This window comes from Brevibacillus sp. RS1.1 (genome assembly GCF_013284365.1).
Lineage (GTDB): Bacteria > Bacillota > Bacilli > Brevibacillales > Brevibacillaceae > Brevibacillus > Brevibacillus brevis_D.
Window position 1 is genome coordinate 113,912 of the sequence record NZ_JABSVA010000001.1, and the last position, 11,979, is coordinate 125,890.

General features: G+C 44.4%; 12 protein-coding genes and 1 pseudogene. 4 read left to right on the top strand and 9 right to left on the bottom strand.

Going from position 1 to position 11,979, the window contains the following annotated elements; all coding sequences use genetic code 11:
• Positions 1–113: 113 nt before the first annotated feature.
• The 7 genes and pseudogenes from HP570_RS00380 to HP570_RS29395 all read right to left on the bottom strand — a co-directional run.
• Positions 114–1,049, bottom strand: a complete 936-nt coding sequence (locus tag HP570_RS00380) for a DUF4261 domain-containing protein (RefSeq protein WP_173624563.1) — start codon at positions 1,047–1,049, stop codon at positions 114–116.
• A 46-nt stretch (positions 1,050–1,095) separates the two neighbouring features.
• Positions 1,096–1,737: a hypothetical protein gene (locus tag HP570_RS00385; protein WP_173624564.1), complete on the bottom strand. Its 642-nt coding sequence runs from the start codon at positions 1,735–1,737 to the stop codon at positions 1,096–1,098.
• Between the two features lie 595 nt (positions 1,738–2,332).
• On the bottom strand, positions 2,333–2,857 hold the full coding sequence (locus tag HP570_RS00390) for an EVE domain-containing protein (RefSeq protein WP_173624565.1): 525 nt from the start codon (positions 2,855–2,857) through the stop codon (positions 2,333–2,335).
• 351 nt (positions 2,858–3,208) lie between these two features.
• A complete protein-coding gene (locus HP570_RS00395; protein WP_173624566.1) occupies positions 3,209–4,051 on the bottom strand; it encodes an aldo/keto reductase in 843 nt (280 codons plus the stop codon).
• 66 nt (positions 4,052–4,117) lie between these two features.
• Positions 4,118–4,591, bottom strand: coding sequence for a tautomerase family protein (locus HP570_RS00400; protein WP_173624567.1), 474 nt, complete (start codon positions 4,589–4,591; stop codon positions 4,118–4,120).
• A 113-nt stretch (positions 4,592–4,704) separates the two neighbouring features.
• Entirely contained in the window at positions 4,705–5,181 is a 477-nt protein-coding gene (locus HP570_RS00405; RefSeq protein WP_173624568.1) for a heme-degrading domain-containing protein, read from the bottom strand.
• Between the two features lie 19 nt (positions 5,182–5,200).
• Positions 5,201–5,511: pseudogene (locus tag HP570_RS29395) on the bottom strand (MFS transporter); the annotation flags it as partial.
• A 513-nt stretch (positions 5,512–6,024) separates the two neighbouring features.
• Between HP570_RS29395 and HP570_RS00410 the strand changes: the two are divergent.
• Positions 6,025–6,393 carry a hypothetical protein gene (locus HP570_RS00410; protein ID WP_173624569.1) on the top strand — a complete coding sequence of 123 codons (369 nt, stop codon included), beginning with the start codon at positions 6,025–6,027 and terminating at the stop codon, positions 6,391–6,393.
• 54 nt (positions 6,394–6,447) lie between these two features.
• Here the strand turns inward: HP570_RS00410 and HP570_RS00415 are convergent, their stop codons facing one another.
• A complete protein-coding gene (locus tag HP570_RS00415; protein ID WP_375138850.1) occupies positions 6,448–6,795 on the bottom strand; it encodes a DinB family protein in 348 nt (115 codons plus the stop codon).
• Between the two features lie 315 nt (positions 6,796–7,110).
• Positions 7,111–7,917 (bottom strand): helix-turn-helix domain-containing protein, encoded by an 807-nt coding sequence (locus HP570_RS00420; protein ID WP_173624570.1) that lies wholly within the window; start codon positions 7,915–7,917, stop codon positions 7,111–7,113.
• Positions 7,918–8,031: 114 nt separating this feature from the next.
• Here HP570_RS00420 and HP570_RS00425 point away from each other — a divergent pair, with 114 nt between their 5' ends.
• From HP570_RS00425 to HP570_RS00435, 3 genes are all read left to right on the top strand, one after another.
• Positions 8,032–9,240 carry an MFS transporter gene (locus HP570_RS00425; protein WP_173624571.1) on the top strand — a complete coding sequence of 403 codons (1,209 nt, stop codon included), beginning with the start codon at positions 8,032–8,034 and terminating at the stop codon, positions 9,238–9,240.
• Positions 9,241–9,976: 736 nt separating this feature from the next.
• A complete protein-coding gene (locus tag HP570_RS00430) occupies positions 9,977–10,783 on the top strand; it encodes an AraC family transcriptional regulator (protein WP_173624572.1) in 807 nt (268 codons plus the stop codon).
• A gap of 78 nt (positions 10,784–10,861) precedes the next feature.
• Entirely contained in the window at positions 10,862–11,842 is a 981-nt protein-coding gene (locus HP570_RS00435; RefSeq protein WP_173624573.1) for a proline dehydrogenase family protein, read from the top strand.
• The last annotated feature ends 137 nt before the right edge of the window (positions 11,843–11,979 follow it).

Below are 11,979 nucleotides of genomic sequence, written 5' to 3' on the forward strand. Positions count from 1 at the left end.
GACTTTTCTTACATTCTCATACTAATAAATAAAAGCACGACAATGCCCTAAAACAGGGGTATGGTCGTGCTTTTTCCTATCAAGTTCCTCAGGTCTCCCGAGTGATCACGCAATTATTCCAATCCCGCAGGTTTTTCCCTTCCATCCAACGGATACCAGCGAAGCACATCACGCGGAGGACTTGCCAACCCTTCCTCCAACAAGACACACTTCCAAATTTCTTCACCCGGCCCATCGGTTGTATCGCCGTCATTGATAACAGGACCATTCTCGTATACATAGTTCGATATATTACGTAGGAAACTCGCGACCTCATTTGGATCGTAGGCATCCCCATTAAATACCGCCTCATGATCGATCACATCCAACTGCTGCATGCCGACAGTATCCATCAAGAGCCATCCCTCTGGAAGATTGAACAACCGGACATTGGACCATAGCTCCAGCGGAAGAAGCTGGATTTGCTCATAGCGTTGATTGAGCTCTTGCATCAGCTCGGCAGACGCGAGGCACTCCCCATTCGGATTAAAAAAGCAAAGAGCTTCTGGCATTTTCAAGAGCGACTCTGCAATGGCGGTGACAGTCATCAACTCCGAGAGCGACTCATAATCCTCAGGCAGTACTGGAGCCTGATCATCCGACTCCCCCAACACGAAAGAAGAGCGGATTCGAATAAACGCTCCGTGCTCGGTGGCGGCTTGCCGCCCTTCGGGAAATCCCCACGACTGCTGAGCTGCCCGCTCCAGGTTATTCGAGAATGTAAACGGTCCGAAAAAGCCCATCGACCAAGCGCCAAACAGCATCGTATCTTCTACCGGATCTCCCATACTATCCGGCCAAGGCTTATCGACGACATCGACCTGGATATATCCGTTTACTTCTGGACGGTACGGAATAAGCAAGCTAGGGCCGCTGAACACCCATTGGTCGAACGTTTCTATGATATTCGCAATTTCGAATTGAGCCTTGAGCCTGTCTGCTATTTTGTGAATTGGAACCGCTGTTGACAACAGGACGGCAACCCCTTGAGAATACATACCTTTTGGCATATCGTCATCTTCTTCCTAATTGTATTTGTATGAGTCAAGACGTACTTTACGCAACTGTAAAACCGATTGCTTGAAGCTCCTTCATCGCCATTTCCAGATCAACTTCTGGATTCAGCTCCATCATCATTTCTTTGGTGATGGAAGTATCCGTAAAGACATAACCAATTACATTAAGCGGGACTTTCACCTCGTAGTAGTCCTCTGCCCACTCTACATAGTCTTCTGGACTATCATATATCATTCCTAGCAAAAAATCTGATCCATCATCTAACCCATGCGGATTATGTACCTCTCCCGTTTTCCATACGTGATCAGCAGATTCTCGCCATAAGCAGAAAGTAACTTCCTCTCTGGTCAACGCTTCGTCATTGAGACGGTGAAGCAATGCTGGAGGGACTTGCTCATAGATACCAGGCCAAACCTCGCATTCTTCCCTAGCATGTGGACTCATTTCCGATTCATGATCGAATCCTTTTACAATAACGCCCTCGGGGGTGAACAGGATGTAAAGATCGTCGCCTGAACCGTTGCTAACGCTCGCGAATGTCGTGTTTTCATCCCATTGCGGATCGAAGTGATATCGGCGCAGCCATTCCTCTTCACACAATACGATATCCAGTGCGCTCAGGATATGCAGACGCTGTTTTAATACTTCTGGCTCCAAGAAAGGCTTAGGCCAAATGTTCATGTTAGATTCTCCTTTAATTCCCAAGACATTGTCAATAACCCGACTAAATACTCTCCCCTGTCTAAGAGCTTCTCACCGATTGGCTCAGGCGGCATTTTCTCTGTACATCGGGGACAATCATAGCTGTTCTTATATGTATCGGATTCTGACTCCATATGTAAATAGGTGGCATTTAGCATGTAATTGCATTTCTCGCAAATAACTGTATGAGTTTACACAAAATCTTAACAGACTTGAGGACCTTGTTAGAATTTATCCAACAAGGTACTTATACCCTATTCAAATAAGTTTACAGGAAATCGGTTCTTTAATTCTGACCATGTGGAATGAAAAAATTCAGCCTAGTTCGTAAACCCAATATAATGCTCAAAATTTTCTTCGTCAAAAGTTGCATAATATACTCGTTGGAATATTAGAAAACCAATTTCTCGACTAATTTCGCGTTTTTACTATCATTAAACTGATATCTCAAATAATTCAACTCCAAAGGAATCCCCTTCAGGATAAAAGGCAAAGTGACCATCTGCCTTTTATCCTGAAGGGGACTTTTTAGTTGTAATGGGATAACCATGCATATTGCTACCGTTATAGCCCATCAGTCATTTGCTTCACCTCTATTTTGTCTAGTAGGTTTAGAATCCTGCCGCTTATACGGATTGTCGACGTCATGCTGGATACCTTCCACATCGCCAATCATTGCGCCAGCAATCGTCAGAAAATCTTCGAACTCGACTTCAAAGTGACCGTAGCGGAAGTGATATCCCCAATTTCGATTCCCGCGCGTGAAAGTTAGCTGATCCAATAGAGTGGCAATCTTCACTTCGCGACACGGAATATAGCGGACATTCCGACGATATGGCACAAAGGATTCGGACATCGGATATTCGTAGATTTTGTCATCTGCCACTTGTCCAATGGCGGTAAATGCTTGAAGCACCTCCCCCTTAGACAAGTCTGTTCGTGGAGAGTAGTATATCAACCAATCACCGGGAGACATCCGTCGCAATGGTGCCGACTTGCCATGGCAGAGCTGGGCGAATCCACCCAGCACCCCCCTTTTCACATGTGAAGCAGATACAACTCCAATCCAGTAGCGACTTTTCTGGATTGTTACTTTCATCGGCATCGTTCCTATCCCTTCCTTCTTTAAAATTTATACGTTTGTATGTAGTACACCGAATCACGGATGAGTAAGTATTTTGCCATATAATCATCTTAACGTAACTATATAAAAACGTTACTGACAACAGTATGTCAGTAACGTTAGAAATATCTTTCAGGTCTACCTTCGACTTGATTTTCCGTTGGTTAAAGAAACGACTGGAATGCGCATGTGATGTTTTGCCAATCTCATGCTCCTTGGCTTGTTATCTCTACCATGTGAATAAACAGCCAGTCTTTGCCGAGCCGGTTATCTCCACGTTAAGGGTGCAACCGATTATTTTGTCAAATTAGCTTGTCCATGGACCTATTAAAAATCAAAATTGTCCGGGTCTGGACCAACTCGATGATTCTGATCCAAGCCATCGATCCGATCCATCTCTTCTTTTGTCAACTCAAAATCAAACACCGATGCATTTTCAACGATTCGATGTTCTTTTGTAGATTTTGGAATCGTTACGACACCATTTTGCAAGTCCCAACGCAGGATAACTTGTGCAATGGATTTGTGATGCTTATTAGCAATTTCTTTTAATACTGGATTATCCAACAGTTGTCCTTGCATTAACGGAGACCATGCTTCAAATTGAATGCCTTGCTCCCTACAAAAATCTTGAAGCTCCTTTTGGGTCAAACGTGGATGGTGTTCCACTTGATCCACCATTGGTTTAATCTCCGCGTCTTTCATCAGCTCTTTGAGATGATGAATATGGAAATTACTTACCCCGATTGCTTTTACTCGTCCCTCTTTATAAAGTGTTTCCAATGCTCTCCAAGCTTCTTTAAATTTCCCTTCCACTGGCCAGTGAATCAGGTATAAATCCAGATACTCCAAATTCAATTTTTTTAAGCTGGCTTCATAAGCTGCCAAAGTTGACTCATATCCTAAATCTGCATTCCATACTTTTGAAGTAACAAAAAGTTCCTCTCTGGAAATACCGGCCTCTTTCAGCCCTTCACGGATCCCGCGGCCGACTCCCTCTTCATTTCCATAAATAGCAGCTGTATCAATACTGCGATATCCATGCTTGATGGCTGTTTTTACCGCATTCTCAAGTTCTGGACCTTCCTCCACTTTAAATACTCCCAAACCAAACCAAGGCATTTTAACACCATTGTAAAGAGTCGTAGTATCTTGCAAATTTTTCGCCATTGAACATTATCTCCCTTATTATTGTTATTTTATTGAGCCAATTTCCATTGCTATTATGAAAACTGTTTACAATTGTCGACTTTTTGAAAGAAAATCTTTATCTGCTCCTGTCACACCACTTTGCCCCCAATTACCTGGTACCATTTCTCGAATAAGGATCAAAACTTTATCCAAAGGTGCACGGGTGAATTTCATAGTGAGGTGAGTCAGGTCATTTACATATTTATCTTTCGTTACCTGGTCAAACGTATTCCAAATATCAACTGTAACGACAGCCATACCATTTATTTCCGCGTCATCTGTGTGATAAGACTCTTCTGTAACCCAATTGATACGCCGGCTCTTAAGAGCAAAGTCATGATCCGTTGCGGAAGCGCCTGCCTTCCCCCAGTTTTCTTTTTCAAGTTCATGTATCAACACTTGAATTTTATCCGGCACGATCTTTAATTCGTTTGTTGTTAACTCTGTTGTCTGTGCAATGAATTCTTTTTTCATATCTTTCGACATAGCTGGCCATGTATTTAGTACAATGAATGGCATTTCATACACATCCTTGATTATTTGATAAAAAGGAGCAGGTTACTTAAATATATCCGAACGAATGTTTTTATAAGCTTGAACCACCCCCTTAAATCAGAAGATTACTCTTCTAATTATCTGTTTAAATAAGAGCTGATTGCTTTTGTAACCAATTCATGATCTTCTTCGGGAGTTAGTCCTGATACCGTTATGGTCCCGATGATCCCAACGCCTTTCACCATGATGGGAAAAGCTCCCCCATATGCCGCGTATTTAGAGGCATCCACTCGAATTGATTCGTGATGAGGAATTCCAGTTATTTCACTTTGTCTTTGCAAATAATAGGAACTGTGATCATGCAGGGCTACAACTCGATTTTTGCGTTGGATCCATTCCGTATTTACCTGAGATGTGCCTGTCATCTTAAAGTGAAACAATTGCACACCATTTTTTGTTACATCTACAGCGATCTGTTTTTCCTCTTGTTTGGCCATATCAACAATCAACAAACCCAATTGGAGAGCGTCTTCATTCGTAAATGATGTGAATTGCAGCGTTTCCTCATCATTTATTATCTTTTTCATCATTTCATCAAAGGATGCTGTACTCATATCTATCACCTCATGGATTTTATACCGGATTTCTTTGATCTTTTCGTTCTAAAGCCATACTCCAACCTGTACGGATATCGGCTCCTACAACCATCAAACCACCTATCCAAGCTTGAATAAGTCCGATGGAATCAGTGATCACCCCACCTGAGTAAAGCGTTCAGCCAAGATCACAACGTCCAGGCACGTAATAAAATGATGTAACCCCATCAAAATAATCGAAATTAACCCAATAGCTTTAAATGGAGCAGTGAACGTTAAGAGAAAAAACACAACTGCTTTCAAAATAAACATATAAAACAGGGCAACAACCGGATTTCGTTTTCCCCCTTACCGGCAAGTGTTATTATGATCCATAACAAATCTAATCAAAAGTACGTACTTTTTTGTGCTATAGGTACTGAAAAGTTCCTATAGCATTTTAATCCGATTAACCAATCGGCCTGCGCTCGAGCTTGCGCTTCATAAAATAAAGGGTGTTTTGCATATTCAGGCAACATCTTTGAAAAGATTCATTACACTATCTTTTGTAAGTGAACTCGTCCAAAGCCGTTTAATTGGCTTCTTACACCCAACCAGATTAAGTATGGGTCTGGCGATCACCTCACCAAGCAAAAAAAGAGCAACCCTTATCAAACGAAAAATCGCATGATAGAGTGCTCCTCTGAATGTTTAGTTTCGTTATTTTATACTGCAACCATGTATTGATACTCCCCGATTTTTTAGATTTTTTTCACAATGATTTATTATTTCGCCAAGAGTAATATACCCACTAAACCTGAATAAATTTAGAATTGTGTTCCGACACAATCAAAAAACTTTTGTTCTGAGGGAGAATGAGGAATGGGTAAATTTCGTGTTACGTTTAAAAGCATAGTCGTTCACAGATCTGATGATGGAGCATTTGACAGTACGTTAGAAACAAAATGGAATTTTATCATTAATGGATCCATCTTTTCCTGGACAAAAAATCTAAAAGCACAAAATACACCGTACGCCATTGATATCAGTCATGATCTTGATGTTCCTGATAACTCAATCATTCATATCGAGGTTTATGGAAACGAAATTGATACGGTTAGTGATGACGAATTACCTGGTTTTATTCATACATGGAACATAGATAACCATTGGGGCTTAGGATTTCATCCTGTGAAAGAGTCCAACGACGATATAGCTTACACACTCAATTATGAGATTTCCCAAATATAGGAGATTACCAACTCCTATTCATTTTTGCCCCCACGTTCTCAAACTGGCGTGGGGTTATCTCTGTCGATACTCCTCTCTCACACGCTCAATCTGGGCAAGGTGAACGCGCACATGCTGGATGCGATATTCCAGCAATTCTTTGAAAGTGAACCGCGCTCGATCGGGATACACCCCTACTCGCTCGCTCTGTTGTATTGTCAGATTGGTCAAAATTGGCAACATACTGTTGCGTAGCAATTGGAAGAGCAGCAGATGCTGTTCGAGATCCAACTGATCATACCCCACTCCATTCACCCATGAGTCTTGGTCAAACGAATAGAGATTCGCCTCTTCCTCCGCCAGGACTTTTCTCATCCGGTGCGTCGACAAAATCTCGGAATCTGTTACATGAATAAGTATCATTGATAAATGAGACTTTTGTTATATCCAGCTACACTTGCAATCGTATCAATTCGCAATTCGGGTCGCAGAAAACCCATGCACAGCAAACAATTCTTCCGCGGCGTTAAGGATCATTTCCTTAGTTCTGGCAGCGTCATACGTCTTTTTCTTTCTTTCTGTCATGTTGAACCTCGTTCATTAAAATATAACTAACTGGTTAGATTATAAAAAGGGATTGGAATCTTCCGTCAAGGTTTGAACTTAGTCAGGAGCCAATCGGAGCGAATGAACCAGTTTTCAACCGGTGGATGCCCTAAAGACTCACTCTTTCCTTCTTCAATTGCTGAAGTTCCGGAATTGCGTAGGTGTCATGCCTACCGTTTTGACAAACGTCCTTTGAAATTGGCTGACGCTTGAAAAACCGAGGCTGAAGCTAATCTTCGTCACCGAATGGATCGATCTTTTCAGAAGCCTTTTAGCCTCCTCCATTCGCAGCAGGAGTACGTACTGATATGGTGTGACACCCATCATCGCTTTAAAGGACCGTATAAAATGATATCGGCTTTGCAGGGCCATGAAAGCAAGCGTATCAACCCGGATATCATTCCGATAGTTCTCATGAATATATTCCAGAACCTTTCCCAATTGCGGATCGGAATAGTGCGCGGGTATCCTCACGGTGGGATTGGGATCGTTTTTGTGGTTGCCAGCTAAAGCGCCGAGTAAGTAAAAAAGCACCTGCGACTCCAATTCTTCCTGTGCAAGCCGATCTGCTGTGTCGCAAGTGAGAAGCGCGTTCGTCCAATTGCGGAACTTCTCTCGCATAAATTTGGGGTCGAATTTCTGCAGCACCGCAAATTCAAATTCTTCTTGTCCGGTTAGCTCCTTCAAGCTGTTTTGGTTGACTTTAAAAATGAGTACGCCCGACTGCGACCCGATCTCGAAAGAATGCTGCTCCTTTGGATGCTGCACTAGTCCACCACCGTCCACTAGCCTGTAATGGCGATTTACTAGCGTGAACTGGCAATGACCAAATATCGGAATCGTAATTTGGAGCTCGTTCTCGTGAATATGCGGATGATTGGAGAATTCCCCTTCGATCTGCCATAGTTCCAGATGCGGCGTTGAGACTTTAATAATCATATAATTCTCACCTTTTTTCATTATAGCAATTATTGCACAATTTCAAAGCAATAATCACGGCGACAAGCTCTTCAGCCCATCGTTAAGATAGGAAAAAAGAAAGAGGTGAAATGAATGTCTCAACCTGCGACAGTTGGAACGGCCAGACAAACCGCCAACTTCATACTACTGGGAGTCAGCATGGCACATTTGCTTAATGACGCAATGCAGAATATTGTGCCTGCCGCATTTCCTATTTTTCAAAAATCGATGCAGCTCAGCTTTACCCAAATTGGGTGGGTCGCGTTTACTCTTAACCTGACGGCATCGGTACTTCAGCCACTGATCGGCTCTTATACAGACCGCAAACCAATGCCGGCATTGCTGCCCTTGGGCATGGTCTTCACGTTGCTTGGCATGATTGGTCTTGCTTTCTCGTCTGTTTTATGGATGCTGATTGTTTCCGCTGCATTCATAGGCGTCGGCTCTTCTGTGCTTCACCCGGAATCATCCCGCGTGGCACACCTTGCCGCAGGCAACAGCAAAGGACTCGCGCAATCGATCTTTCAGGTTGGCGGTAACACCGGACAGGCTCTTGCCCCGCTAATGGCGGCATTTATCATTTCGCCGCAGGGACAGCTGGGGTTTCTGTGGTTTACGTTGCTTGCCCTCATTGGCATCGTGGTTCAGCGGTATGTAAGCAGATGGTACACCGGCCAAATCCATTTACAGAACAGGCCGGAGAGGCGCTCCTCTGGGGAAAGTGATTTTACGAGACCCAAGGTTTTCGTATTTTTCGTTCTGGGTACGTTGATCATGTTGCTGTTTTCCAAGTTCGTTTATCTGGCGGGCATGACAGGGTTCTATTCGTTTTATTACATGGAACGTTATCAGCTGCCGATGGAAAGCGCCCAGATGTCCTTGTTCGCCCTGCAATTTTCGGGAATGTTGGGTACTTTGCTCGGAGGCCCGCTCGCAGATCGTTTCGGTCGAAAAAAGATCATCTGGTTTTCGATTCTCGGAACGGCACCGTTTTCTTTGTGGCTGCCTTACGCTGGTCCGGTCGCTTCTGTTTTTCTGTGCCTGGCGATTGGAGCCATTCTTATGTCGGGTTTTTCCGTCATCATCGTATATGCCCAGGAAATGCTTCCAGGCAAGGTGGGGACGATCGCAGGTTTGTTTTTCGGTCTTTCGTTCGGCATGGCCGGACTTGGCTCGGTTGTGCTCGGCTGGTTGATTGACCAGACCGGGGTGGCCTTCGTCATCCAACTATGCGCGTACTTGCCGTTGATTGGCATACTCGCGTTACTCTTGCCAAAGGATTCCCGGTTGATGAGCCAGTGAGTTTTATTCAAAGTAAAAAACGGCGTCTCTGCCGTTTTCGTTCTTGCTATATGATGAAGCATAGCGGGACAAGAGAACAGCCACATTTTCAGTATTTTAAACGGCAGTGTATCCCCCATCTACCAACAAACATCAAACTGAGGCCTGTAATGAAAGAAGCATCTTTGCTGGTTAAGAACAGAACGGCTTTCGCTACCTCCCACTGTTTTCTTGAGTTGCGGGTTGCAAGCCCTACCTCATCCTCTATAACTATCCATAAGCATCTCTCCATTTAGACAATATCTAGTCGTAACAAAGAAGATGCATGTAGTTAAAATACTTTCTATTTTCTTTTAGAAAAGTGAGATTAAGAAGCAATACTGTAAGAAACCCCAACAAATGTGGGGTTTCTCCTTTGTCTAAGCATTTCCGACAGGGGTGCCAGCCTGCAGTAGCATACTCGTTATTTTTCTCGGAGTTGAATCGGGCACTTCCAATTTTTTTCTGGCACGATGGAGACGGACTTGAACCAGGTTAACGGGGATGTCTCAAATCTCGCTGATCTCCACTCTCTCGGTCTTCTTTCGGCGCCGCAGTTCATTGACACAATGGTTATATGCGATCCGGTGCAACCAGTTCCGATGAGCGTGTAATTGTCTTTGACAGAGAAGTACTATTATAATTGAAAGAATTTCAGGTAAGAACGGACACAAAAACTATTTATTCTTCTCAGAACATTAGGGAGAGGAGCCATACCATGCCAGATGTAACCTTTTACCGAAACGAAGCTTTGCCTTTCCTTGAAGCAAAACAATGTACGAAGAGTGATTTGACATACCAGAAGCATTTTCATGAGGAATATTCGATAGGATCGATTGATGAAGGAGAAACGAGCGCTTGGTGCGACGGAACAATGCATCAGGTTGAGGCTGGCAGAGTGATCAGTTTTCCGCCGTACATGCTGCACGCCTGTCATCCAGCGTCCCTCACAGTATGGAGATACAAGATGTTGTTCATCAAGCAGGATTGGCTGAAACAGTTGGAGCGAAGAGAACTGGAACAACTTCACATCCCATTTTTACTAGAAGGAGATAAAAATCAATATTGCCGCCATCTGATCAACCGGGTGATGGAATCTCTCACAGTAGCAGACGAACCGCTGGTAATTGAAACCCTGGTCATTGAATTGATACATGCCCTCGTTAACTGGAATACACTCGATTCAGAGCATTCATCCCGCAACAGGCAAGAGCTAAAGTATATCGGACGAATTCGAGAGTATCTGCACGCTCACTATACTGAACGGGTCACACTTGAGGAGTTGGAGAAGGCTTTAGGGATTAGCAGATTTCATCTCATCCGACTGTTCAAGAAAGGAACACATATGCCTCCTCATGCTTACCAGAACCTGCTCCGGATCAATCACGCCAAGGTCGAGCTTGCTAAAAAACGGCCGATTGCAGATATTGCCGTGGAAACAGGCTTCTACGACCAGAGCCATTTTTCAAGGGCCTTCGCCAGGATTGTCGGTGTTCCCCCCCAGCGATATGCTTTATCTCGTTAAAAAAGAGCAATAAATTACAATACGCTCTCCCCTGTTCCCTTGTATACTCAGGTGCAATGAAGAAGGGAGAGACTACTTATGAACCATGAATTTGACTGGGAGCAAAGATTGACTGATACCCTAAAAAATGTGGCCAGACGCCAGGAGATCAAGTCTTATGTAGAGCTGACACCCTGGCTGAATCGGCTGTTGCGGCGTGCGGCTGGACAGTACGTGGCAGGCGAAAACCGTCAAGACGGGCTTGCAGCTGCACGCAGGCTCGCCGACATGGGGTACAAAATATCGTTGGAATATATAGGCGAAAACACGCTGGATGTAAAGAGGTGTCAGGCAGCTGCAGAAGAGATGAAATCACTCATTTGCGAGTTGGGTGAAATCGGTGACCGTGTTTCCTTCGACCTGTCGCATATCGGCCTGTCGGTGAAGAAGGATCTTGCTTACCGTCAGTTGATGGAAATGGCCGATGAAGCAAGGACAGCTAACGTAGAACTGTTTGTGAGCATGGAGGAATCCGCAAAGACGGATCTTATTCTGGACACTTATCAGAAGGCCGTTGCCCACTATCCGAATATCGGCATAACGCTGCAGGCGCATTTACACCGCACACCGATGGATTTGGCTGTCTTAAGTGATTCGCCTCGCCTCATTCGGATTGTCAAAGGAGCTTACCAAGAACCAGCGACGCATGCGCTGTCCCGATCATCAGAACTGGACGAGCGTTATCTGACGCTGGTGCAAGACGCCATCCACCGAGGACATCGCGTATCAATCGCGACACATGATGAGCGTATAATCAACGAGGCAATCCACCTCGGGCTGCTCGATTCCGGGAGCGCCGAGTTCGAAATGCTTTACGGCATTCGTCCGGAGCTTAGCGAAAAGCTGCAATCTGCTGGCTATCCGGTTCGCATCTACGTAACCTATGGTCGTGAATGGTTTTTATACCTGTGCCACCGGATCGCCGAATATCCCCCGAATCTGTACCGCGCAGTTGCCGACATGGCGAGTGACGAGGCAGTCGAGCCTTATCGGGCCTACAACAGAGCACCCAAGGAATAAATCTGAAGGAAGTGCCACGGTACGCGAACATTACCGACTTCAACCAAGCTCATGAACAGTTTGCCGATTAAGTAAAAGCCGATTGCGTGGACTTTGACAACGCCCTCAGGAAAGCACTGTGCCTGAACAACGGTCAT

Bases quoted from the DNA above. Each gene is read 5' to 3' on its own strand.
- HP570_RS00380 (WP_173624563.1), bottom strand. From the start codon at position 1,049: ATGCCAAAAGGTATGTATTCTCAAGGGGTTGCCGTCCTGTTGTCAACA.
- HP570_RS00385 (WP_173624564.1), bottom strand. From the start codon at position 1,737: ATGAACATTTGGCCTAAGCCTTTCTTGGAGCCAGAAGTATTAAAACAG.
- HP570_RS00390 (WP_173624565.1), bottom strand. From the start codon at position 2,857: ATGAAAGTAACAATCCAGAAAAGTCGCTACTGGATTGGAGTTGTATCT.
- HP570_RS00395 (WP_173624566.1), bottom strand. From the start codon at position 4,051: ATGGCGAAAAATTTGCAAGATACTACGACTCTTTACAATGGTGTTAAA.
- HP570_RS00400 (WP_173624567.1), bottom strand. From the start codon at position 4,591: ATGCCATTCATTGTACTAAATACATGGCCAGCTATGTCGAAAGATATG.
- HP570_RS00405 (WP_173624568.1), bottom strand. From the start codon at position 5,181: ATGAGTACAGCATCCTTTGATGAAATGATGAAAAAGATAATAAATGAT.
- HP570_RS00410 (WP_173624569.1), top strand. From the start codon at position 6,025: ATGGGTAAATTTCGTGTTACGTTTAAAAGCATAGTCGTTCACAGATCT.
- HP570_RS00415 (WP_375138850.1), bottom strand. From the start codon at position 6,795: ATGATACTTATTCATGTAACAGATTCCGAGATTTTGTCGACGCACCGG.
- HP570_RS00420 (WP_173624570.1), bottom strand. From the start codon at position 7,917: ATGATTATTAAAGTCTCAACGCCGCATCTGGAACTATGGCAGATCGAA.
- HP570_RS00425 (WP_173624571.1), top strand. From the start codon at position 8,032: ATGTCTCAACCTGCGACAGTTGGAACGGCCAGACAAACCGCCAACTTC.
- HP570_RS00430 (WP_173624572.1), top strand. From the start codon at position 9,977: ATGCCAGATGTAACCTTTTACCGAAACGAAGCTTTGCCTTTCCTTGAA.
- HP570_RS00435 (WP_173624573.1), top strand. From the start codon at position 10,862: ATGAACCATGAATTTGACTGGGAGCAAAGATTGACTGATACCCTAAAA.